The 24,359-nt window shown below is 60.9% G+C and carries 5 protein-coding genes; 1 reads left to right on the top strand and 4 read right to left on the bottom strand.

The window, feature by feature from the left end:
- The first annotated feature begins 232 nt into the window (after positions 1-232).
- On the top strand, positions 233-1,117 hold the full coding sequence (locus tag ACOTZC_RS04335; RefSeq protein ID WP_032668361.1) for a hypothetical protein: 885 nt from the start codon (positions 233-235) through the stop codon (positions 1,115-1,117).
- Between the two features lie 35 nt (positions 1,118-1,152).
- Here the strand turns inward: ACOTZC_RS04335 and ACOTZC_RS04330 are convergent, their stop codons facing one another.
- The 4 genes from ACOTZC_RS04330 to ACOTZC_RS04315 form a co-directional block, all read right to left on the bottom strand.
- Positions 1,153-2,328: an HlyD family type I secretion periplasmic adaptor subunit gene (locus ACOTZC_RS04330; protein ID WP_029740549.1), complete on the bottom strand. Its 1,176-nt coding sequence runs from the start codon at positions 2,326-2,328 to the stop codon at positions 1,153-1,155.
- The gene (locus tag ACOTZC_RS04325) at positions 2,325-4,505 is read right to left on the bottom strand and encodes a type I secretion system permease/ATPase (RefSeq protein WP_064790978.1); all 2,181 of its coding nucleotides are present in this window, start codon (positions 4,503-4,505) and stop codon (positions 2,325-2,327) included. Before ACOTZC_RS04325 ends, ACOTZC_RS04330 begins: the two co-directional genes overlap by 4 nt.
- 176 nt (positions 4,506-4,681) lie before the next feature.
- On the bottom strand, positions 4,682-22,687 hold the full coding sequence (locus ACOTZC_RS04320; RefSeq protein ID WP_421635605.1) for an Ig-like domain-containing protein: 18,006 nt from the start codon (positions 22,685-22,687) through the stop codon (positions 4,682-4,684).
- A 121-nt stretch (positions 22,688-22,808) separates the two neighbouring features.
- Positions 22,809-24,146: a TolC family outer membrane protein gene (locus tag ACOTZC_RS04315; RefSeq protein WP_047174300.1), complete on the bottom strand. Its 1,338-nt coding sequence runs from the start codon at positions 24,144-24,146 to the stop codon at positions 22,809-22,811.
- Positions 24,147-24,359 lie beyond the last annotated feature (213 nt).

Here is a 24,359-nt window from a genome sequence, read left to right as displayed (position 1 = left end):
CGTAAAATTTAACGCACCTGTTATAAACATTAATTTTACAGTACCGCCTCAGGGTAAGAAACAGATATCAGCTGAACTCACAGGAACATCTTTGCGTTAATCACCGTCGTTTAAATGTACTTTTCTTTGCAAATAACAACGGCAAATATCTTATTCTCAGGGTATAATGAAAATTCCGAAAAGAAGAGTGGACACTTCATCTATCGGCTCATTCAAATACGAGAAAAATGCTATGGATAATCACATCTCATCCAGGGCCTTGCTACATCGAAGGGATGTTATAAAGAACAATCCGCGATTCGGTGAGGCAATATTAGAGCACTACACAATTAATGACACCATCTACAAAAAACAACCTTTGTTCTACAAGACAATGCTGCAGGAATCACGATTTAACATTATTCTCTCCATGTGTTGTTTTATTTTTGGAAATCAGGCCGAGTCAGTTTCAGAGATTAAAGAGCTATGCTCTCGCTATAAAATAGCCAGCCCCAACAGCGTGATTGCGATCATTACGATACTGAGAACCACCGGGCGCATCAGGACCTGGCGCTGCACGGATGATCGACGCAAAACGAGAATCGCGCCAACTGAAAAAGGACTCAATGAACTTAAGCGTTATATGTCCGGCGCTTTTTTGCCCGTCAGCATTCTTTATCCGGCATTTAATATTAATGTTAATCTGCTGGATAATGATATTTTGAGAAACAACTTCTTCCGCCGCGCGGCTGAATATCTTTTTCGGGGATTAACGTTCAGAAAGGTGTTGCCTGAGGTGGGATTATTTATTGATAAAGATGGCGGCCGTATGATTATGCTTTATATCTATCTGCAGGCCATGAAAAATAAATCCGCTCACGGTGCGGTCATTGACTATTCAGCCAGCACGCTCGCAAAAGAATTTTTTGTTTCACGCATCCACGTCAATCGAATTATCAAATCGGCACAAGAGGCGGGATATCTTAAAGATCGTGGTGATGGTCGGATGTCGATATACCCGGCGTTTATCGACCTTGTCGAAAATTATGCCGGTTTATATTTTGCGTATGTTACGCATTACATCAACGTTGTGCCTAAAGAGCGACGCCACGCTCACAACGTGACGTCAACCGTATAATCCAGCAGGCGTTCGGAGTTCCGAACGCCATTCCCCTATCGTTCCCGCAGCGCCTCTTTTGCCTTGTTCAGCGGTTTCAACAGATAATCCAGAATGGTTTTACTGCCGGTTTTAATATCAACGGTAGCAATCATGCCCGGAAAGACCGGAAATTCCTGACCCTGCTTATTGGTCAGATGGTTACTGTCGGTACGGATATAAACGCGATAGTAGTAGACATCCCTTTTCACCTCATCCTGCAGGGTGTCCGGCGAAATCATGGTCACTTCCCCTTCCAGCCCGCCGTAAATGGAGTAGTCATAGGCCGTAATTTTCACCAGCGCTTTCTGGCCAGGATGAATAAACGCCACATCGCGCGGCGAGATTTTCGCTTCGACCACCATCTGATCGTCAAGCGGGACAAGGCTCATCAGCTTGCCGTTCGGCGGGATAACGCCTCCCACGGTCGTGACGTCAATATCCTTCACGATCCCGCGAACCGGGGCATTGAAGGTCAGCCGGGTCAGGGAGTCCTCACGCCCTTTCATCACTGAACGCTGGGCCTCAATCTCCGCATTGGCTTTTGCCAGCTCTTCACGGGCGCGAACGTAATACTGGTTTTTCATCTCGGTGATTTTATTCTCAAGCTCATTTTTTTGACGCTCAAGACGTAACACCTCAACCTTGCTGGCCGCTCCCTGGGTCACTAGCGGTCGGGTTAACGACAGCTCGCGCTGCACCAGCTCGGCGCCCTGACGCAACCCGGCCAGCCCTTTTTCGAGACTTTCACGACGGGACTGATAGAGCGCCGTTTCCTGTTTGACCAGCTCAACGTCGTCATCCAGCTCCTCCGGAAACGCGAGCTCCGTGTCGTTCACCTCGGCCTTCAGGCGCGCAGCGGTTGCCAGCGCCGCATTCAGGCGAGACTCGCTCTCCAGCACGCTCGACTCGGTTTTTGTCCGGTCAAGCTGCGCAAGCTGCTGGCCGCGTTCCACGATGTCGCCTTCGCGCACCATCAGGCTGTGGATGATGCCGCCTTCCAGAGACTGGATGACCTGCTCATGCGAAGACGGTATGACCTTGCCGCTGCCGGTCGTCACTTCATCCAGGTGGAACAGGCTTGCCCAGGCGATAAACACCGCCAGCAGGGCGAACAGGGACCATGCCACCAGCGACGAGCGCGGCAGGCGCGGCTCCTTCAGTCGGCTATTGAAACGAGAGAAATCATTCATGATGCGCCCTCCTCTGCAACCGCCGCCGGCTTCATGGTCACCGTACGCTGCGCGGCTTTCTGCGGCGCCATGCCGTGCTGGTGCAGGATCGCATCGCGCGGGCCGTCCATCACCACCTTGCCGTTTTCCAGCACGATGATGCGGTCGACCAGGTCCAGAATCGGCAGGCGATGCGTCGCCACCACCAGCGTCCGGCGTTTACCCAGCCATTTGTGAAGATGCTGAATAAACTGCTTCTCGCTCATTTCGTCCAGCCAGGCGGTAGGCTCGTCCAGCAGCAGGATAGTCGGCGAGGTAATCAGGGCACGCGCCAGCAGCAGCGCCTGACGCTGACCGCCGGAGAGGCCAGCCCCGCCCTCGTTGATGATGTAGTTCAGCCCCATTTTCTGCTTGCGCACAAACTCCAGCGCGCCGCTGTTAACCAGCGCCTGATGAATCTCATCGTCGGTGGCTAACGGGTTCCCCATCAGGATGTTGTCCCGCACGGAGCCAAAGAACAGCCGGGCCTGCTGGCTGAGCAGCTGCATGTCGCGACGCACGTCGGCCGGGTCCAGATGATTGAGGGCGATATCGTCGAGCAGGATGCTGCCCTGCTGCGGCTCCTGCATGCCCGCCAGAAGCTGCAGCAGCGTGCTTTTACCGGAGCCGTTGCGCCCAAGCACCGCCACGCGCTCTCCGGCGCGGATCTGCAGCTTGCTGATGTTGAGCACGGTGAGTTTCTCTTCCTCGTCGTAATAAAACCCGACGTCCTCAAGGCTATAGTCGCCGCGCAGGTGGGCTTTATGCACCTTCTTGCCGTGCTGCGGATCGTCAATCGGGCGCTGCATCAGGTCGTCCAGCCCCTTGCGCGCCACCTTTGCCGACTGCCAGCGCGAGAGCACGCCTGAGATCTGCGACAGCGGCGCGATAGTGCGCGACGCCAGAATCGAGGTTCCCACCAGCGCACCGGTGGTCATGTCACCGCTGATGACCAGATAACAGCCCACCAGCAGTACCACCGCATAGACGATGGACTGCACCTCCTGCGTCCAGGTGAGCAGCAGGCCCGTCAGCCAGCGCTGCTTCATGCCGACGCTGGCGGCGACGTCGTTGGTGTTGTTCCACTGGTTCTGGAAACGCTGCTCGGCGCGCATCAGCTTGATGTCCTCAATGCCCTGCACCGCCTCCACCAGCGTGGCGTTACGGATGGCGGATTCACGCATCCCTTCGCTGGAGAGTTTCCCCAGCGGGCGCTGCACCAGCAGGCCGGGGATGAGCAGCAGCGGCACGGCGAGCAGGACCACCAGCACCAGCGGGCCGCCAATCATCCACAGAATAAAGACGAACAGCAGGAAGAACGGCAGATCGGAAATCGCCGCAATGGTGGTCGAGGTGATCAGCTCGCGCACCGACTCCAGCTCGCGGATCTGGGCGATAAAGGATCCGGTTGATTTGGATCGCGCGCCGTTTTTAATCCGCAGCGCGTGGGCAAAAACGCGTTCGGAGATGCGCAGGTCGGCGCGCTTCCCCACCACGTCAGAAATATGCACGCGCAGCATGCGCATGATGAATTCGAACACGATGGCAATCATCACGCCGCCAAACAGCACCCACAGCGTGGCTTCCGACTGCGACGGCACCACCCTGTCGTACACCTGCATGGAGAAAACCATGCCGGAGAGCGCCAGCACGTTGGCAACCAGCGCCACCAGCATAATGTCGCTGTAGCGTCGCCAGTCCTTCAGCGCCAGCTGCCAGAACCAGTTTTTCTCATAGGGTTTGATGTAGTCGTCCACGCGGGCATCCGGCGTGGATTCGAGCGGGCGCAGCACCATCAGCCCTTTTAACCGCGCCCCGAGCTCATCGCGCGTCAGCGTGGTCTCCAGCCCCGCGTCGCCGCTAAACTGCAGGCTGACGTTGCCTTCGCTGTCCATGCGGTTAATGACCGCGATTTGTCCGCCGGTGAATTCCGCCAGCAGCGGCAGGCGCCACGGATCGAGGGATACCGCTTCAGCCGCCACCATACGCATCCCCAGCCCAAGCTGGCGCGCCATCTCCTCCAGCACCAGCTGGCGCGGAGACTGGCTTTCATGGTTAATCGTGACCCGAACATGCTCCGCTGAGAAATCCAGCCGGTAGTGCTTCGCGATGATGAGCATGCCCTGCAGCCAGGGTTCGTACTGTGGATGTGTCTTCATAATGCTACGTCCTGTCCAGAGCGGTAATTTCGCACTGAAATGATACCTTTACGGAATGATTAAAAATCGAACACTCTCTAAACGAGCCCGCAAAATAATCTTGTGAAATATAGGGTTATGGCTATTCATGTAAAGAAACGCAAAAGGCCGCGAGGATCGCTCCCCGCGGCGTTGTTTTACGCAATTAACAGCTGATGGTTCGCCAGCAGCGTTGCCAGATCCGTCTGCACGCCGTTCAGCGTCACCAGCGTGGTTGGCGAGAACTGACCGCCGGTACCGTCCAGGTCAACCTGGATCTCGGTATTGCTGCCGTTTTGCACCACGCGGATGTAATCGCTGATATTGCCCGCGCTGCTGTCCAGCGTGGCGACGCCGTTCACGTAGCTCGCCGAGCCCGTGCCCGTATAGCCGCTGCCGGAGAGCAGATCGCGCAGGTCAATACGATCCGTGTCCGCGGTCCCTTCCCAGGTGCCGACCGTAAAGCCGTTCACCACGTCGTGACCGTTACCGCCCGTCGCATCCGAGGCGTTAATCAGCTTGTAGAGCAACGTATCGTGACCACCGCTGCCGATGTTGAAGGTGTCGTTTCCGCCGCGCCCTTCGAACTGGTTATCACCGCTGTTGCCGGTAATAACGTCGTCGTAATCCGAGCCGTTGATGCCTTCAATGTTCAACAGTCGCGTGGTACCGAACCCGGTGTTCTGCGCGGTTGAGAGGCGCAAATCAACGTTAACGCCGGAGGTCGCGTTGCGGTAATCCACCACGTCCATCCCACCGGTGTTGCTCCAGGTGTCGTAGTCGGAGTGGGTATTCCAGCCGCCGGAGCCGTTGTAGGTATAGGTGCCGTCCTCTGCGATAAAGGTGTCGTTATACCCGGTCCCGGTGATGGTCCCGCTGTGGCCGCCGGTGGCGGCTTCGGCCGTCAGGACGTAGCCCTCTTTGCCGTTGCCCGCCTCCAGACCGCTCCAGGTGACGTTATCCGACACGCCGTTGGTGATCTTCAGGATCTCGGCCGAATAGGTTTCATTCGGATCCAGACCGTAGAAGCTCACCAGCGCAGAGGTATCGTTCGACCCGATACCGGACTGGGCGTTGATGATCTGCGAGGCCACCAGCACGCCCGCGGCGTTGTACAGATTGACCGTGTTGCCGTAGTAGGCGTTGATGCCCTCGCTGTCGACAATGTGCAGGTGCATCGCGGTGCCGTCAGCAATGGTTTTGCTGTTTTGCACCAGCACCACCTTGCCGTTCTGCTGAGAGACCAGCAGATCCTGCGCGCCGTCCCAGTTGTAGTCCACCGCCGCCACGCCGGTCGCGTAGGCAATACCGGACGCCAGCTGGCTGGAGGTCCAGGTGGAACCGTAGCCGCTGTTGGTGAACAGGGTCGCCGTCTGCGAGCCGCCGTAGGTGCTGAGCTTGATGATATCCATCTGACCGTCGCCGTTCCAGTCCACCGCCACCGACAGATACCCTGCCGTGGCGTTAGAGGCTTCCACCGCGCTCTTGGTGGCAGAGAGCTTCCCGGTACCGTCGTTGTAGTAAATCACCCCGCCGTTGTTGTTGTAGCTGCTGCCCAGGTACAGATCCATGTAGCCATCGCCGTTGAAGTCCGCCCACGTCATGGACGCCGCCGTGGTGGTATTCGAGGCGTTGACCACAAACACGTTGGTCAGGTTCTGACCGATAGAGAGCGTGCCGTTACCGTTGTTGTTGATCACGGTTAACGAGTACGCGCCGCTGCGGTTGGTGTGCTGAACAATATCCACCGTGCCGTCGTTGTTCAGGTCAACCCCGGAAATTTCGCGCCCGGAATCGAACTGACCGTAGAACCCGCCTTCCCCGCCGGTTCCGTCCGGCGACAGAACGCCGTTGTTGTTCACCAGGTAGGTCAGTGAGTCCATACCGGCATCGCCGTACGCCAGATCAAGATAGCCATCCCCGGTTTTGTCGTAGGCAATCACGCCGCCGTACCAGATGGTGGTGCCCATCGCCAGCTGGCTGGCGTTATAGGTGCTGCCATCATAGGTCCACATCACCTGCGTGGAGCCGGCGTAGGTGTTCTCGGTCGCGAAGATATCCTGCGTGCCGTTACGGTCAAAGTCGGCGGCGGTCTGGCTCACCACGTAGTAGTTACGGGTATTGGTCAGCGTATTGCCGGCATAGGTCGAGCTATCGCTGCTGGAGTATGACTGGCCGTTAGCGATGATATTCCACAGACCGCTGCTGTTCATGCCGAGGGTCATGGTGGAGTTGTTGCTGTTCCCCGCCGTGGTTGCCCAGTCGGTATTCACCGAGGTGGTATCAATCACCAGGCTGCCGGTCGCCGTACCCGTGGTATTGCCGTTACCCGCGCTGCTCTTCACCTGCGCGGTCACGCTGTAGCTCGCCACGCTCAGCGCATCGCCGTCCGGGATCTGCAGATACCAGGTGTTGTGATCCGGGTCGACTACCACCGCACCGCCGGTCTGGGAGGTGTAGGTTTTGCCGTTCACCGTCACCACCAGATATTCGCCGTTCACCAGGTCAGCGGAGACGGTACCGCTGACGATCGGCGTAGTGTCCGACGTGGTCTGCGCGGTAATCGCCGCCGTGGTGGTCGGGATACTGGTATCGACGTTCAGCACAAAGCCGTCGGATTCCGTGTAGTTTCCGGCCCTGTCGGTGACGCGCACGATGTAGGTGTGATTCCCGTCGCTCAGGCCGTTGTCCTGGAAGGACCAGCTCGCGCTGCCGTTCATGGTCACCTGGCCGAGCAGAACCCCGTCACGGTAGAGCTGCACGATCTCGCCGTCATCCGGGGCACGGTTGAGCGTCCCGTTGATCAGCGGCGAGTTATCGTCCGTTGCCACCGCGCTGCCAAAAGTGCCCTGACGCTCGCCTTCGCCGTCGGTGTAGCTCACGACCGTGCCAACCGTGGTCGGCGGCGTGGTGTCTACCGTGACGATCTGAGACGCGGTGGAACCCACATTGCCCGCCTGGTCGATAATCCGCACCTGGTAGATGTAGTCCCCGTCAGGCAGATCGCGGGTATCGGTGTAGCTCCAGCGCTGGTTGGTGACCGTGGTATCGAGCCAGGTATTTCCGCCGTCCAGGCTGATCTGCACGCGCTCGTCGTTTGCCAGCGCGCTGCCCAGCGAACCGTTGATGGTCAGCGTGGTGTCCATGGTGATGAAATCACTCCCGGACTGGCCGGTATCTTCGCTGATGCTGTCGATGGTGACGCCGTACTGCGGCGCCTGCGTATCCACCGTCACCAACTGCGAGGTGGTTGCCCCGACGTTCCCCGCCTGGTCAACAACCCGCACCTGATAGTTATGGCTGCCGTCGGTCAGGGTACGCGTGTCGCTGTAGCTCCACTGCGTACCGCTGACGGTGGCGTACACCCAGGTGCTGCCGCCGTCCATGCTCACCTGCACGAATTCACCCGCGCCAGGCTCTGCGCCGAGCGTTCCGTGCAGCGTGTACGAGGTCGAACTGGTCAGGAAGTCGTTATTGTCGAAGCCGGTATCCACGGTGATGTTATCCACGGTCACCGTAATCGACGCGTCCGGGGCGACCGTATCGACGGTCACCTGCTGATGGGCGCTGGCCCCCACGTTGCCCGCCGCGTCCACCACGCGAACGTAGTAGTCATAGGTCTGGTTACCCAGCGTGCGGCTATCGACGTAGTACCAGCTGTTGCCGGTGACGATCACGTTCTGCCAGGTGACGCCGCCGTCGATGCTGATCTGGGCATACTCGCCGTCGGCCAGCGTTGCGCCGAGCGAGCCGTGCAGCGTCAGGGACGTATCGTTAGTGACAAAGTCGCTGCTGCTCAGGCCAGTATCGTCGCTGATGCTGTCGATGGCGATGGTTTTGCTGGCGTCCGGCGCAACCGTATCAATGGTCACCACCTGGCTGGCGGTGGCGCTGATATTGCCCGCGTCGTCAATCACGCGCAGCTGGTAGTTATAATCCCCGTCGGCCAGCGTGCGGCCATCGACATAGGTCCAGCTCAGGCCGCTGACGCTGACGTCTATCCAGGTAACGCCGCCGTCGAGGCTGATCTGCGCGTGGTCGCCGCTGCCCAGCGCCGCGCCGAGCGTCCCTTTCAGGCTGATCTGGTTGTCGCTGGTGATAAAGTCGCTGCCGGACAGACCCGTATCCTGGGTGATGGAATCAACCGTAATCGTCGTTGCTACAGGCATGGTCAGGTCAATCACCACGTCCTGGCTGTCCGTCGCCCCCACGTTGCCCGCGTTATCGATCACGCGCACCTGGTACTGATACGTACCGTCCGTCAGGGTGCGGCCATCGGTGTAGCGCCAGGTGGTGCCGGTCACGGTCAGGTCAATCCAGGTGGTGCCGCCGTCGAGGCTGATCTGCGCCTTCTCGTTATTGCCGAGCTGCGCGGTCAGCGAGCCGTTGACCACCACCTGAGCATCGTTGGTGATGAAATCAGTCGCGCTCAGGCCGGTGTCGTTTTGCAGCGAGTCAATGCTGATGCCCATCGACGGCGCGGTGAGATCCACGGTGACGGTGTGGTTATCGCTGCCGCTGTTGCCGATGGTGTTGCTGACCTGTGCGTTAATCACGTACGAACCGCCGTCCGCCAGCGCGGTCACGTCTGCGCTGCCGACCGTATAGCTCCAGGTGCCGTCATTCTGGACGGTCGCCGTGTAGGTTTTGCCGTTCAGCGTAATGGTCACCGTCTGGCCCGCCGGGGCGTCGGTGGTACCGCTGACGACCAGCGGCGTACCGTGCTCGGCGGCGTTAACGATATCGTCCTGCGCAAAGGTGTTGATGGTGATGGTTGGGACATCGCCGTTCAGCGTCACGTCGTGCGTTGCGCTGCCCGGGTTACCCGCCTTATCGCTCACCGAAGCGGTGATGGTGTAATCCCCGTCGCTCAGGCCGAGGAAATCACGGCCCGGCACGAAGACCGACCAGGATCCGTCCGCCCCGACGGTTGCCTGATAGCTGTGCCCGTTGAAGGAGACGGTCACCGTCTGGCCCTGTTCCGCCGTGGTGGTACCGCTGATGGTCTGGCCCGCCAGCTGCTCCGCGTTGTTGACGATATCGTCATCGGCCACGGTGCTGATGGTCACGGTTGGCGCGACGGTGTCTACCGTTAAGGTGTGCGTGGTCTGGCCGTTATTACCCGCTTTATCGTTGACCGAGGCGGTCACCGTCAGCGCGCCCTGGCTCAGGGCGGCCAGGTCTGCCGCCGGCACGTCGAGCGTCCAGGTGCCGTCGTTCGCGACGGTGGCAGTGTAGGATTTGCCGCCCAGCGTCACGGTGACGGTCTGACCCGCCTCCGCGCTGGAAGAGCCGCGCACGGTCAGCGGCTGCTGCGCTTCTGCGGCGTTCAGCATATCGTCAGCCGACAGCGTCGCAATGCTCACGACCGGCGCAGTAGTATCCACGCTGATGCCGTGCGTCGCCGACGCGCTGTTGCCCGCGCTGTCCTGCGCCGACACGGATACCTGATAGCTCGCGCCATCGGCCAGCGCGCCCACGTCGGCGGCCGGAACGGTGGTCGTCCAGCTGCCGTCGCTCTGGATGGTGGCCGTATAGCTCTTGCCGTTCAGCGTCACGGTAACCTGCGTACCGCTGGCGAACTGGGCGCTGGAGCCGTTAATCACCAGGGACGAACCGGCTTCAGCCGCGTTAATGACGTCATCTCCGCTAACGGTGTTGATGGTCAGCGCCACGGAGGCGGTGTTCACTACCACATCGTGGGTCTGGGTGCTGCTGTTGCCCGCGCTGTCGGTAATCGTCGCGCTGAGGGTCACGGTGCCGTCGTTCAGCGCGGAAATCACGCTGGCCGGCACGCCCACGCTCCAGTTACCGCTAGCGTCAACGGTGGTGGTGTACTGGTTCGAACCGATGGTGATGACCACCTTATCGCCGACGCTCGCGCCGGTTGCGGTGCCGCTGACAATCTGCGCCTGCCCATGCTCCACGCTGTTGATGACGTCATCGCCCGCGACGGCGTTAAAGCTGACGGTCGGCGGCGTGGTATCAAGCGTAATCGCTTTGCCCGCGCTGCCCGGGTTACCCGCGGCGTCGCTCACGCTGACCTGCACGGTGTAGCCGTTATCCGCCAGTGCGGACAGGTCTGTGCCCGGCACGTTCACGTTCCAGATACCGCCCTGCTGCACCTGCGCGGTATAGCTCTTACCGCCCAGCGTCACGGTGACCGTCTGACCGACTTCCGCCGTGGTGGTGCCGGAAATGGCCACGCCCGCAGCCGCTTCGCTGGCGTTAATCACGTTATCGCCTGCGACCGTATCGATGGTCACGGTTGGCGCGGTGGCGTCCACGCTGTACTCCCGGCCCGCCGAGGCGCTGTTGCCGTGCGCGTTGGTGACGCTCACCTGTACGCTGGCATCGCCGTCCTTCAGGCCCGCGAGATCCGCAGACGGCACGGTGGCCGTCCAGTTACCGTCAGCATCCACCTTCGCGGTGTACGTCTTGCCGCCGAAGGTAACGGTAACGGTCTGGTTTTCCTCAACGTTCGAGGTGCTGCCGGAGAGCACCAGATCCGCGCCTTTCTCCGCCGCGTTAATCACGTCGTCGGTGGCAATCGCATCGATGCTGATAGCCACTGCTGACAGATCGACGGTCACGTCATGGCTGATGGTCACCGGGTTGCCCGCCGCGCTCTGGCCTGCAGCGGTCACGGTAATCGTGCCCGCAGCCAGGGCCCCGACGTCTGCCGCCGGGATCGCCGCGCTCCAGGTGCCGTCTGCCAGCACGGAGGCCGCATAGGTTTTGCCGTTGACGGTCACGGTGAGCGTGGTGCCTGCCGCCAGCCCGTCGCTGGAGCCGGTAACGATCAGGTTCTGCCCGTGCTCGATGCTGTTGATCACATCGTCGCCCGCCACGGTATCGACGCGCAGGCCCGGCAGGCTGGCGTCGATAGTGATTTCGCGCTCGCCCGCGCCGGTGTTGCCGTGGCCGTTGGTGACGGTCGCCGACACGGTCAAATCGCCGTTGCCCAGCGCGGTCAGGACGGATTCCGGCACGTTAACGGACCAGGTCAAATCGTTCTGTACCGTCGCGGTGTACGTATTGCCGCCAATGGTCACGGTGACGGTATTGCCCGCTTCCGCGTTCGCTACCTTGCCGCTGATGGTCTGGCCCGCGGCCACTTCCGCCGCGTTGATGACGTTATCGCCCGCAATGGTGTTGATGGTAACGGTCGGCAGCGCGGTGTCCACCAGCAGGGTCGCCGTATTGCTGACGCTGTTGCCCACGCCGTTGGTCGCGGCTGCGTTCAGGGTGTAGTTGGCTTCGCCCAGACCCGCGAGATCCGCTGCCGGAACGGTCAGGCTCCAGGTGCCGTCTGCCGCCGTCGTGGCCGTGTAGTTTTTGCCGTTCAGGGTCACGGTCACCACGGTGCCTTCCGCCAGGTTGGCGCTGGTGCCGCTCACGCTCAGATCCTGACCTTTTTCTACCGCGTTCAGCACGTTGTCGCCGCTGATGGCGTTGAACGCCACGGACGGCAGGCCGGTATCAACGGTCACGTTATGCGTGCCGGTACCTGTGTTGCCCGCCGCGTCGGTGACGGACGCCGTGACGGTTACGGTGCCGTCGCTGAGGCCGGAAATCACGCTGGCCGGTACGCCCACGCTCCAGTTCCCCGCCGCGTCCAGCACGGTGGTGTAGGTCTGGCCGCCGATGGTCACGGTGACCTTATCGCCCGCTGCCGCGCCGGTGGCGGTGCCGCTGACGATATGCGCCTGAGCGTGCTCAGCGATGTTAATCACGTCGTCGCCCGCCACGGTGTTGATCGTCACCGCAGGCACGGTCACGTCGACCGTCAGAGTGTGATCAACCGACGCCGGGTTGCCCGCCTTATCGCTTACCGATGCGGTAACGGTCACGCTGCCGTCCGTCAGGGCCGCAACATCGGCCGCCGGGACGTTGAGTGTCCAGCTGCCTTCCGCGCTGACGGTTGTGGTGTAGTCTTTGCCGTTCAGCGACACGGTCACGGTCTGGCCCGCTTCGGCGGTGGTGGTGCCGGATACGGTCAGATCGGACTGCGCTTCTGCGGCGTTCAGAATATCGTCAGCCGCAAGGGTGTTGATGGTCACGGACGGCGCGGTGGCATCCACGCTGTACTCACGTCCCGCCGAGGCGCTGTTGCCGTTGACGTTGGTGACGCTCACCTGCACGCTGGCATCGCCGTCCTTCAGGCCAGCCAGATCCGCAGACGGTACGGTCCAGGTCCAGCTGCCGCTGTCGTCCACCGTGGTGGTGTAGATTTTGCCGTTCAGGCTGATGGTCACGGTCTGCCCGGCTTCCACGTTGGTGGTCGCACCGGACAGCACCAGATCCGCGCCCTTCTCCGCCGCGTTAATCACGTCGTCGGTGGCGATGGCGTTGATGCTGATGGCAACGGTCGCCAGATCCACCGTCACATCGTGGCTGATGGTAATCGGGTTACCCGCTGAGCTGTCGCCGGTCACGCTGATTTTGACGGTGCCTTCCGGCCACGCGCTCACGTCGGTAGACGGAACAGCCGCGCTCCAGGTGCCGTCCGCCAGCACCGTGGCCGCATAGTCTTTGCCGTTGATGGTGACGGTCAGCGCCGTGCCTGCCGCCAGCCCGTCGCTGGAACCGGTGACAATCAGGTTTTGAGTATGTTCGATGCTGTTGACCACGTTGTCGCCCGCGACGGTGTCGACGCGCAGGCCCGGCAGGTTAGCGTCTATCACGATTTCGCGCTCGCCGGTGCCGGTGTTGCCGTGGCCGTTGGTGACGGTCGCCGTTACGCTCAGGCTGCCGTTGCCCAGCGCGGTCAGCACGTCGGACGGCACGTTCACGGACCAGGTCAGATCGTTCTGCACCGTTGCGGTGTAGCTGTTGCCGCCAAGGGTGACGGTGACGGTATTGCCCGCTTCGGCGTTCGCCACGGTGCCGCTCAGGGTCTGGCCTGCCGCCACTTCCGCCGCGTTAATGACGTTATCGCCCGCCACGGTGTTGATGGTGACCGTTGGCAGCGCGGTGTCCACCAGCAGGTTCGCGGTGTTGCTCACGCTGTTGCCCACGCCGTTGGTGGCGGTCGCGTTCAGGGTATAGTTGGCCTGGCCGAGACCGGCCAGATCCGCTGCCGGAACCGTCAGGCTCCAGGTGCCGTCTGCCGCGGTCGTCGCCGCGTAGTTTTTACCGTTGAGGGTCACGGTCACCACGGTGCCTTCCGCCAGGTTGGCGCTGGTGCCGCTGACGCTCAGATCCTGACCTTTTTCTACCGCGTTCAGGACGTTGTCATCGCTGATGGCGTTGAAGGCCACCGATGGCAGACCGGTATCAACGGTCACGTTATGCGTGCCGGTACCGGTGTTGCCCGCCGCGTCGGTGACGGACGCAGTGACGGTTACGGTGCCGTCGCTGAGGCCGGAAATCACGCTCGCCGGTACGCCCACGCTCCAGTTCCCCGCCGCGTCAAGCACGGTGGTGTACGTCTGGCCGCCGATGGTGACGGTGACCTTATCGCCCGCTGCCGCGCCGGTGGCGGTGCCGCTGATGATTTGCGCCTGGCCGTGTTCTGCGATGTTAATAACATCGTCGCCCGCCACGGTATTGATGGTCACCGCCGGGACGGTGATATCTACCGCCAGGTTGTGATCCACCGACGCCGGGTTGCCCGCCTTGTCGCTTACCGATGCGGTAACGGTCACGCTGCCGTCCGTCAGGGCCGCAACATCGGCCGCCGGGACGTTGAGCGTCCAGCTGCCGTCCGCGCTGACGGTTGTGGTGTAGTCTTTGCCGTTCAGCGACACGGTCACCGTCTGGCCCGCTTCGGCGGTGCTGGTGCCGGAAACCGTCAGATCGCTCTTCGCTTCGGTGGCATTGAGAATGTCGTCCGTCGCCAGGGTATTGATGGTCACGGACGGTGCGGTCGCATCCACGCTGTACTCGCGGCCCGCCGAGGCGCTGTTGCCGTTAACGTTGGTGACGCTCACCTGCACGCTGGCGTCGCCGTCTTTCAGACCCGCCAGATCGGCCGCTGGCACCGTGGCGGTCCATTTGCCGTCGGCGTCTACCGTCGCGGTGTAGCTCTTGCCGCCGAAGGTGATGGTGACGGTCTGGTTTTCCTCAACGTTCGAGGTCGCTCCCGAGAGCACCAGATCCGCGCCCTTCTCGGCCGCGTTAATCACGTCATCGGTGGCGATGGCGTCAATGCTGATGGCAACGCTCGCCAGATCCACCGTCACATCGTGGCTGATGGAGACCGGGTTACCGGCGCTGCTCTGGCCCGCAACGGTCACGGTGACCGTGCCTGCATTCAGCGCACCCACGTCCGCGGCCGGGATCGCCGCGCTCCAGGTGCCGTCCGCCAGCACGGTCGCCGGATAGGTTTTGCCGTTGACGGTCACGGTCAGCGCCGCGCCCGCCGCCAGCCCGTCGCTGGTACCGGTGATAATCAGGTTCTGCCCGTGTTCGATGCTGTTGATCACGTCGTCACCCGCCACGGTATCCAGGCGCAGGCCCGGCAGGTTAGCGTCTATCACGATTTCGCGCTCGCCCGTTCCGCTATTGCCCACGCCGTTCGTGACGCTGGCTGACACGGTCAAATCACCGTTGCCCAGCGCGGTCAGCACGTCGGACGGCACGTTCACGGACCAGGTGAGATCGCTCTGCACCGTTGCGGTGTAGCTGTTACCGCCAATCGTCACGGTCACGGTGTTGCCCGCTTCGGCATTCACCACCTTACCGCTGATGGTCTGCCCGGCTGCCAGCTCCGCCGCGTTAATGACGTCGTCACCCGCAATGGTGTTGACGATCACGCCCGGCAGAACGGATTCCACGTTCACGGTGTGCGACGTGCTGGTATTGTTGCCGACGCTGTCCGTCGCTGAGGCGGTGACGGTATAAAGCGCCTCGCCCAGCTGACCGACCTCGTTCGCCGGAACGGTAGTCGTCCATTTTCCGTTATTGTCCACCTGCGCGCTGTACGCTTTGCCGTTCAGCATCACGGTCACCACTGCGCCTGCCGCCAGGCCGGAAGCCGTACCGGAGATCGTCAGATCCTGGGCTTTCTCGGTGTTGTTGATCACATCGTCACCGGAAACGGTGTCAATGGTCAGCACCGGCGCGGTCAGATTCACCTCCACGCCATGCGTGGCGCTGTTGCTGTTGCCCGCTTTATCGGTCAGCGCCGCTGTAATGGTGTAATCTCCGGCGGCCAGCGCGGTAACGTCCGCCGCAGGCACGCCCACGCTCCAGTTGCCTGAGGCATCCAGAGTGGCGGTGTAGGATTTGCCGTTGAGGGTGACGGTGACCACGTCGCCCGCCGCCGCACCGGTCACGGAACCCGTGACAATCAGTGCCTGCGCATGCTCGGCGCTGTTGATCACGTCGTCGTCGGAAACGGTGTGGATGGTCAGCTGCGGGACGGTGGTATCGACCAGCACGTCGCGATCCGCAGAGGCCGGGTTGCCCGCCTTATCAGACACGGCGGCGCTGATGGTGTAGCTGCCGTCGGTAATGCCGCTCAGATCCGCGGTCGGCACGGTCACGCTCCAGCTGCCGTTTGCCTGCACGGTGGTGGTGTAGTCCACGCCGTTCAGCGTCACGGTGACGGTCTGGCCCGCTTCGGCGTTGGTCACGCCGTCAATAACCAGATCCTGCTGCGCTTCGGCCGCATTGATGATGTTGTTGTCGCTTACAATTTCAATAGACACCGTCGGCGCGGTGGCGTCCACGCTGTACTCGCGGCCTGCCGACGCGCTGTTGCCGTTCACGTTGGTGACGCTCACCTGCACGCTGGCATCGCCGTCTTTCAGGTTGCCTAAATCGGCAGACGGTAAGGTCGCCGTCCAGTTGCCGCTGGCATCGACCGTCGCGGTGTACGATTTGCCGCCGAAGGTGATGGTGACGGTCTGGTTTTCTTCCACGTTGGAGGTAGAGCCGGACAGCACCAGGTCCGCGCCTTTCTCAGCCGCGTTGATTACGTCGTCCGAGGCAATCGGGTCAATGCTGATGGCGACTGCCGCCAGATCCACCTTCACGTCGTGGCTGATGGAAACCGGATTACCCGCCGCGCTCTGGCCTTCCACGGTCACGGTGACCGTGCCCGCATTCAGCGCGCTGACGTCTGCCGCCGGAATAGCCGCCGTCCAGGTGCCGTCCGCCAGCACGGTTGCGGCGTAGGTTTTGCCGTTGACGGTCACCGTTAACGCCGCGCCCGTTGCCAGGCCTTCGCTGGAGCCGGTGATAATCAGGTTCTGAGCGTGCTCAATGCTGTTGATGACGTCGTCGCCCGCTACGGTATCCACGCGCAGGCCAGGCAGGTTAGCGTCTATAACGATTTCGCGCTCGCCGGTTCCGGTGTTGCCGTGGCCGTTGGTGACGCTGGCTGACACGGTCAGATCGCCGTTCCCGATGGCGGTTAAGACCGTGGACGGCACGTTGACCGACCAGCTCAAATCGTCCTGAACCGTCGCGGTCCAGGTATTGCCGCCGATTGAAATAGTGACAGTGTCACCGCTCGCCGCGCCGCTCACTTTCCCGCTCAGAGTCTGCCCGGCAGCCACTTCCGCTGCGTTAATGACATCGTCCGTGGCGACAGGGTTGATGGTGACCTGCGGCAGCGAGCTGTCGACCAGCACGCTGTGGCCGGTGCTCGCGCTGTTGCCCGCCGCGTCGGTTACGCTCGCCGTCACCACGTAGCTTGCTTCACCCAGCGCGGAGACGTTTGCCGCCGGAACGGTGATGCTCCAGCTGCCGCTGGCGTCGGTGGTGGCCGTATAGCTGATACCGTTCAGGGTCACCGTAATGGTGGTTCCGTCCGGCTGGTTGCTGGTGCCGGACACCTGCAGATCCTGGCCTTTCTCTGTCGCGTTGATCACGTCGTCAGCCGCCAGGGTATTGATGGCAATGACCGGCGCGGTCAGGGAGACGTCAAACTCGTGCGTCGCGGTGGTGCTGTTACCGGCTTTGTCGGTGAGGGTCGCAGAAATCGTCTGCTCACCGTTGACCAGCGCACCCACGTCCGCCGCCGGAACGCCCACGCTCCAGCTGCCGGACGCGTCCAGCATGGCGGTGTAGTCTTTGCCGTTCAGGGTCACGGTAATCACGTCACCCGCCTGCGCGCCCGTGACCTTGCCGGAGACGATCAGCGCCTGGCCGTGCTCGGCAATATTCACGACGTCGTCGCCCGCAACGATGTTGAACGAAATCTGCGGTACGGTGGTGTCGACCAGCACCGAAGAGCCCGCGCTGGCCGGGTTACCTGCTTTATCGGACACGGATGCCGTGACCGCCGCGCTGCCATCGGTAATGCCTGCCAGATCCGCCGCAGGCACGTCCAGCGTCCAGCTGCCGTCCGCCTGCACCTGCGCGCTATATTGGTTGCCGTTGAAGGTCACGGTGACCGTCTGACCCGCTTCGGCAGTAGAGGTCCCGCTCAGGGTCAGATCCTGCGCCGCCTCTGCCGCATTCAGCATGTTATCGCCGCTGATGGTGTTGATGGTAACCGTCGGCGCGGTGGTGTCGACGCTGAATGCCTGCGCCGAAGACGCGGCGTTGCCGTTCACGTTGATGACGCTGACCTGAACGCTGGCGTCGCCGTCTTTCAGGCCGCTCAGATCGGCAGCCGGAACGGTCCAGGTCCAGTCGCCGTTGCCATCCACCGTCGTGGTGTAGGTTTTCCCTGCGAAGGTGATGGTCACGGTCTGGCCCGCTTCAACACTGGAAGTGGTGCCGGACAGCACCAGATCCTGGCCTTTTTCCGCCGCGTTAAGCACGTTGTCGTCGGTCACGCTGTTGATGGTGATGGCGACCGGCGCGAGATCGACGTCCACGACGGTCCCGATGGTTACCGGGTTGCCAGAAGCATCCTGCGCGCTTGCCTTGATATCCAGCGAGCCATCCGCCCACTGGGACACGTCCGCCGCCGGTACCGCTGCCTGCCAGGTGCCGTCCGCCAGCACCGTTGCGGAATAGGCTTTGCCGTTGATGGTCACGGTCACGGCGCTGCCCGCCGCCAGATCGGTGCTGGTGCCGGACACAATCAGGTTCTGCGCGTGTTCAATCACGTTGATCACGTCGTCGCCTGCGACCGTATCAATACGCAGTCCCGGAAGCTGGGCGTCGATGGTGAAGTCGAGCGAAGAGGAACCGGTATTGCCGTGCGCGTTGGTGACGCTTGCCGATACGGTGAGATCCCCGTTGCCGAGCGCGGTGAACTGGCTCTCGCTTAACGGCAGGCTCCAGGTCATATCGTCCTGCACGGTAGCCGTGTATGTCTGGCCGCCAAGGATAATCGTGACAGTGTCACCTGGCGCCGCGTTCGTGACTTTACCGGACAGGGTTTGCCCTGCCGCCACTTCCGCCGCGTTAACGATATTGTCGCCCGCCAGCGTGTTAATCGTCACCACCGGCAGCGAGCTGTCTACCAGCACATCGTGTGAGGCTGAGGCGCTGTTGCCTACGCTATCGGTGACGTTCGCCGTCACGGTGTAATTCGCTTCGCCCAGCGCCAGCACGTTTGCCGCCGGTACGGTCACGCTCCAGTTGCCGCTGGCGTCAGCGGTGGCCGTGTACTGAATGCCGTTCAGGGTCACCGTAATAGTCGTGCCTTCCGGCTGGTTGCTGGTGCCGGAAATCTGCAGATCTTCGCCTTTCTCGGTCGCGTTAATCACGTCGTCCGCCGCCAGCGTGTTGATACCGATGACAGGCGTCACGGTATTCACCACCACATCCAGCGAACTGCTTCCGGTATTGCCGGATCTGTCGGTCACGGAGACGTCAACTGTCCAGGTGCCGTCAGCCAGCCCCTGCACGACGGACGCCGGCAGTCCAAGGCTCCAGTTGCCCGCCGCATCCACCACGGTGGTGTAATCGATGCTGTTAATGGTGATGGTCACCAAATCGCCCGCTGCCGCGCCGGTGACGGAGCCGCTCAGGACCTGCGCCTGTGAATGGGCGAGCTGGTTAACGGTGTTGGTGTCGGTGACAAAGCTGTTGATGGTCACCTGCGGCACGGTCGCGTCCACCAGACCCACGCGGTCGGCGCTGCTGGTGTTGCCCGCCACGTCGCTCACGGTGGCCGTCACGGTCACAATGCCGTCCGTCAGGGCACCCACGTCAGCCGCAGGCACGCTCAGCTGCCACGTACCGTCCGCCTGAACCGTGGTCTGATACGTTTTGCCGTTCAGCGTCACGGTGACCGTCTGGCCCGCTTCCGCAGTGCTGGTACCGCTTAAGGCTAAATCCTGCTGCGCTTCAGCCGCGTTGATGATGTTGTCGGCGGTCAGGTTATCGAGCGTAATCGCCGGTGGCTGCGTATCCACCGTGACCACGCGCGACGCGTCGGCACTGTTGCCATTGACGTTAGTGACGCTGACGCTCACCTGCGCGCGCCCGTCAATCAGGGTTTCCATGGCGCTGGCGGGCACGGTCAGGCTCCAGGAGCCGTCCTGCTGCACCAGCGCGGTGAAGGTCTGGTCGGCGAATTTCACCACCACGGTCTGCCCCGCCTCCACGCCCTGCGTCTGGCCGGAAATTGTTAAATCGGCGCCTTTTTCTGCCGCATTCAGCAGATCGTCGCCGGAGACGGTATCGATGGTGACCGCCACGGCGTTCAGATCCAGTTCAATCGGGTGTTCAGCCGCAACGGGATTGCCCCAGGCATCTACCGCACTGACGCTAACCGTCATGCCGCCCGCCGTCCAGGCCTGCAGGTCCGCCGCCGGAACGCCAATCTGCCAGCTGCCGCTGGCGTTAACCGCGGTGACGTACTCCACGCTGTTGATGGTGACAATAATCTGCGTGCCCGCGGCCAGATGGGTGCTGGAGCCGGTGACGCTCAGATCCTGCTGCTGTTCTATGGCGTTGATCACGTCATCGCCGGAAATGGTGTTCACGCGCAGGCCCGGCAGCTCCGCGTTGATATTGATATCACGCTCGCCGGTGCCGGTATTGCCGTGCCCGTTGGTGACGGACGCGGTGAAGGTTAAATCCCCGTCGCCGAACGCCTGAAGATCCGCTGACGGGATTTTCACGCTCCAGGTCAGATCGCTCCCAACCGTTGCGGTGTAGCTCTTGCCGCCTGCGGTGATGGAGACGGTATCGCCCGCCGCCGCGCCGGTAACGCGACCGCTGAGGGTTTGATCGACGCCCGCTTCGGCGTTATTGACCAGGTTGTCGCCCGCAAACGTATTGATAATGACCTGCGGAAGTACGGTATCCACCAGCAGGTTCGCCTCGGCAGAACCGCTGTTACCCACGCTGTCGGTCCCGCTGACGCTGACGGTATAAAGCGTGTTCGCCAGATTCAACACGTCAGAAACCGGCACCTGGACCGCCCAGATACCGTTTTCGACGGTTGCCTGATAGCTGACGTTGTTCAGCGTCACGGTGACGGCAGTGCCGTCCGGCAGATTGCTGGTACCGGTCAGGCTCAGCGGCTGCATCGCCTCCTGGGCATTCAGGACGTTATCCTGGCTGATGGCGTCAATCGTAAATTCCGGCGGGTGTCCGCTCAGCGTAATGCCGTGCGTGGCGCTGCCGGTGTTGCCTGCCGCGTCGGTCACGGAAACTGAAATCGTATGGTTACCTTCTCCCAACGCGCCCAGCACGGACGCCGGAACGCCTACGCTCCAGCTGCCGTCCGCCAGCACCACGCCGGTGAAAGACTGTCCGCCAACGGTCACGGTGACCACATCGCCTGCCGACGCGCCGCTCGCCTGCCCGGAAATAATCTGCGCCTGCCCCTGCTCGCTGATATTGAGGGTATCGTCGCCCGCCACGGTATCGATAGTGACGACCGGCGCGGCGGTATCCACCGTGAAATCTCCCGTCACGGACGTACCGTTGCCCGCTTTGTCGCTAACGTTAACCGTCAGAGTGTGATTGCCCTCGTTGAGCGCCTGCACGTCGTTCGCTGCAAGCGTGACGGACCAGGTGCCGTCGCTACCCACCGTAGCGTTATAGTTTTTACCGTTCAGGATGACCGTGACGATCTGACCGGCTTCCGCATTCGTTTTACCGGTCAGGGTCAGCGGCTGGTTGTGCTCAGCCGCATTAATGATGTTGTCCTGCGCGAGGGTATCGACAGAGAGGGTTGGCGCGGTGGTATCCACGCCAATCGTCTGGCTTCCGCTGACGGTGTTACCCGCCGCGTCTTTTCCGCTCACGTTAACCGTCCAGGTTCCGTCGCCCAGCGCCTGCGCGTCCGCCGCAGGCACGTTAACACTCCACGCGCCGTCTGCCCCGACTTCAGCCGCGTAGGTTTTGCCGTTCAGCGTCACGGTGAGTTCGGTACCCTGCGCCAGGTTTTTGCTGGCACCGGAAAGCGTAAAGCCCGCAGATTGCTCGCTGGCGTTCAGCACGTTATCGCCCGCCGTGGTGGCCAGCGTAATGGCGGCATCGGCGGTAGAGACCGTCACGGTGATACTGCCCGCAGAGGTGGTTTTACTGCCGTCGATCTGCACGACCGACCAGGTGTGCTCCCCGTCCGTCTGGGTCGGTAATATTACCGTCCACGTGCCGTCTGTACCGACCATGGTGCTGGCAATGGTGCTGCCGCTGCTGTCTTTGATCTGGATGGTCGCGCCCGGCTGGCCGGTACCGCTAAAGGTTGGGGTGCTGTCGTCCGTGATCTCGTTTGCGCTCAGCACGCCCTGCTTGTCACCCGCTTTATCCGACAGCAAGAAGGTCGGCGTGGCGCTTTCAACTTCTTTCGTATTATCAATGACTTTTGTTTTAGTTCCGCCGTCACCGCCGTTTGCCAGCAGCGCCCCGATGGCACCGCCGCCTAACGCCGCTCCCGCAATCCAGCCCCACGGCGCGTCGCTTAAAACGCTTTCCTGCTCGAGGAAAGGTTGAATGCTGCTAATCGGTGTGGCCTGCGCGGTTAACTCAGTCACCGCAGCGCCTGACGCTTCCCCGGCATCGGCAAAAGAAATATGCGTCAGTTCCTGACGGTCGTTGAACACCAGCTCTGACTGATTATGCGTTTCTGGATCTTCTGCGAAATAGTTATTGCAGCGAATAACGCTGCCATCTTTCATATAAATGAGGAGGTCTTTACCCTGGCGGACATAGCGCGCCACATCCTGAGCAGAGCCCTGGATTTCAATCACGCTCGGCGATGAAATAGAGACCGACAAATTTCCTTCGCCGGTTAATTTAGTTTTCTCCGCCGTTTTGCGAATGATGACATCAACAACTTTTATGTTACTCATATTCTTCTCCTTGCAGGTGTACGGATTCCTGTGGATATGTCCACCAGACGGATGTAGCTATCCCTGGGAAAAAACACCCATTATTTTCAGTCTTACTTTGCGCAACACTGCGCGTCTTTTATTAACTCAAGTCGGGTAATTTTGCGGCAGCGTTTTTCTCTATTCCAATAAGCGGCATTAAATTATCAACCGCGGAAGCATAATTAATTGCCGAACTCCAGCCGTCATACTCAGCGATTATTTTCGCAGATGTGGCCTGCCAGACATCCTGCTCAACGCTGAGCAGATCGTTAATGCTCCGCTTGCTCAGGGTGTATTCATTTTTATAAACATCGCGGGCCCGCAGAGCATTTTCCAGCTGTTGCTTCCCCGCCTCCATTCGTCCCCGTGCGCCGGTCCAGTCAGCCTGCGCGACGGAAGCTTTTTGCAGGACATCGAAACGCGCCTGATCGACCTGAGAGGAGGCCATGGCCCGCGCGCCTTCCGCCTGCCGAACGCGAGCAGAAACCGCGCCACCCTGATACAGCGGCGCGTCGATATTGAGCTGTATCTGGTCGTCCCAGTAGGAACGGTTGTCCGATTCATAACGGGTGCGCCCCCCCTTCAGGCTTAGCGTAGGCCAGTGCTGGGACTTCGCCGTTTCCACGCCATACTGAGCCGAACGTTCCATGTTCTGCGCGGCCATCACCGCCGGTATCAGGGAATAATCGATGCGGTTGAGCGAGTCCGGCTCCACGGCAAGATTCGCGGGCACCGGCGAATAGGCCTCTGCCTGCATCCCGGTTAATACCGCAAGCCTGGCGCGCGCGCTGTTTAAGGCGGCGTGATACTGCGCGACCGTCGCCTGCATGCCGGCAATGCGCGTGCGGGTCTGGAGCTCATCGGAGGTCGAACTCACGCCCGCGTCGGCACGCAGCTTTGCCAGCTGCTCAACGTTTTTCAACGCCTGAACGTTCTCCTTTGCCGCCTGCAGCAGATCGGCATAGCGTTTGACCTCGACGTAGCTCAGCGCCGTTTTTTCCGCCACGTCAGAGAGCGTGCCCATCAGCTGATAGCGATAGCTATCGCGCTGGGCCGAAGACTGGCTGATGCTGTTATTGGTCTTGCCAAAATCGTACAGCAGCTGCGTCAGGCTCAGCCCCCAGGCGGCCGAATTCTTCAGCGACCCGCTGGAATCGGTGGTCTGGCTGTGCCCTGTACTCCCGTTCAACGATATTTGCGGCATCCAGCCGCTGCGCGCTTCATCTATTTGTGCCTGGCCAATACCTAATTGTGCGGCCTGCTGGCTAATTGACGGATCGCGATCGATAGCAAAAAGAATACTTTCTTTTAAGGTTGTTGTTGAAACGGGGGCAATACCCACCTGCCCACTATTGGCGCAGGCAGTATTTATGGCTATCGAAAATAGTGCCATCGCGGCGGTATATCGAAGTAACATAGAATTTCTCAATATCGTCATTTTATCTCCCTGACTCTGAGTGATACTCATGCAAATACCCAAAAAGAGGTACAGATAATTAGACTAATATCTTCTTTGGTTTCCTCTCCGAATTTTAGGTAATACTCCCCATACCCATGTCCATTGGAGATGAGATCTGCCTGCGTCTTATTTCAATTAAGAATTTACTTATTTCTTAAACTGGTTAGCAGCATAACAAAATGCGGTATACCC

It is taken from the genome of Enterobacter cloacae complex sp. SHL009 (assembly GCF_049237205.1).
Classification (GTDB): domain Bacteria; phylum Pseudomonadota; class Gammaproteobacteria; order Enterobacterales; family Enterobacteriaceae; genus Enterobacter; species Enterobacter cloacae_M.
Note: the sequence above shows the minus strand (reverse complement) of the source record. Positions and strands in the feature narration are given on the sequence as shown.